Source organism: Marinimicrobium sp. UBA4209 (assembly GCF_002381585.1).
Lineage (GTDB): Bacteria > Pseudomonadota > Gammaproteobacteria > Pseudomonadales > Cellvibrionaceae > Marinimicrobium > Marinimicrobium koreense.
Genome location: NZ_DFTP01000047.1, coordinates 9,306 through 10,851 on the forward strand (window position 1 = coordinate 9,306; position 1,546 = coordinate 10,851).

Here is a 1,546-nt window from a genome sequence, read left to right on the forward strand (position 1 = left end):
CACCAGCATCAATATCTATTCCCAGATCGGGCTGGTGATGTTGATCGGTCTGATGGCCAAAAACGGCATTCTGCTGGTCGAATTTGCCGATCAGCTACGGGATCTGGGGCACGATGTGTACAGCGCCGTGCGCACTGCTGCTCTGGTACGTCTGCGCCCCATCGCCATGACCCTGATGTCGACCGTACTCGGCGGCCTGCCGCTGATCCTCAGTTCCGGTCCCGGGGCGGAATCCCGCTGGGCCATCGGCTGGGTCATTTTTGGCGGGCTGGGCTTGGCCGCGCTGTTCACCCTGTTCCTTACGCCGGTGGTGTATCTCGGCCTGGCGCGCTTTGCCAAACCCCGTGCCGCCGAGGGTGAGCGCCTGCACGGTGAGCTGGCCGATGCCGAAGCGATTCCCGATAGTGACGCCGAATGGCGTGCCTCCTGAGGAACCTCCAGAGGACTTGGGTGCCGAATGGACGTGCCCCGGTCCTCTTGACCGGTTTTGAATAGGGGTGCTCACACCCGGGCCCCAAAAAGGTGTTAAGCTAGTGAATGGAGCCCTGTGGTGCTGCGTGAGGTCCTCATGTTATGAGTGCCTCAAGTAAAGTGCCGCAACGGTCACATTACTTGCTGCCACTACTCTGGCATGACGCCAAAAGGAGGCTGAAATGGCAACATCATCCAAAAGTACCGCTGAAAAAAGTACCACAGAAAATGGCGCCGAAACGGGCGCTCCCTTCACCGAAAAAACCGTTGCAGCGGCACACGAAGCGATCGATCGTTTATCCGAGCGTGTGGCCAAAACGGAAGAGCGCTTGCGCGGTGCCGCCAATCAGGGCCAGCAGAGCTGGACCGAGAAGCAGGAAGAGGTGCGGGCACAGGTGGAAGGGTCGGTTTCCAGTGCACGGGACTACGCCCGGGAAAATCCGTTGATGACGGCAGGTATCGCTTTTGCAGCGGGCCTGATTGTTGCCAATCTGCTTCGCCGCTAGTTCGGGGCACTGAATGCGCGAAGGCGAGCAGACAAGATCCCGGGACCATGGCGGAGCAGGACTCCATGCAGACGGCGAAGAGGGTAGCGCAGAGTCGGTAAACGATGCGGCGAGTGAGTCACCTCCGGAGTCGTCTCTCCTGGACCTGGCGACCGCCATGGTCATTCTGATTCGTCAGACCTGGATCGACCGCTGGGCGTTGTTCAAAGCTGAGGCTCGCCTGGCGGCCAGAAGCCTGGCGCTGATTCTGCTGGTGAGCATTCTGTTGGCCATGACTCTGATGCTGGTCTGGGTGCTGTTGCTGGCGGTGGTCAGCTACCTGGCCTGGCAGGCTGGCGTACACTGGGGCTGGATTGCCGCCGGGTTGGTGCTCGCCCAGTGCGTCATGGTCGTGTATCTGCGCGGGCAGCTCCGTCGCTTGTTGCGCTGGTTGCGTTTTCCGGAAACTCGACGCGCCTTTGCGCGAGTGGCCAGTGATGACGAAACCCCGGAAACGCCCACAAAGGAAACGGAAGCCGCGTCATGATTACCGCATTACTCCTCAAGCGCCAGAGCCGGGAAGTGGCTCG

Annotated in this window: 3 protein-coding genes; all 3 read left to right on the top strand. The window is 60.5% G+C overall.

What is annotated here, in order from left to right:
• The coding region (locus tag B3187_RS06595; protein WP_286805267.1) for an efflux RND transporter permease subunit at positions 1-430 on the top strand (430 nt) is incomplete at its 5' end.
• A gap of 223 nt (positions 431-653) precedes the next feature.
• A complete protein-coding gene (locus B3187_RS06600) occupies positions 654-977 on the top strand; it encodes a DUF883 family protein (protein WP_123637057.1) in 324 nt (107 codons plus the stop codon).
• A 13-nt stretch (positions 978-990) separates the two neighbouring features.
• Positions 991-1,503 (top strand): hypothetical protein, encoded by a 513-nt coding sequence (locus B3187_RS06605; protein WP_286805268.1) that lies wholly within the window; start codon positions 991-993, stop codon positions 1,501-1,503.
• Positions 1,504-1,546: the final 43 nt, after the last annotated feature.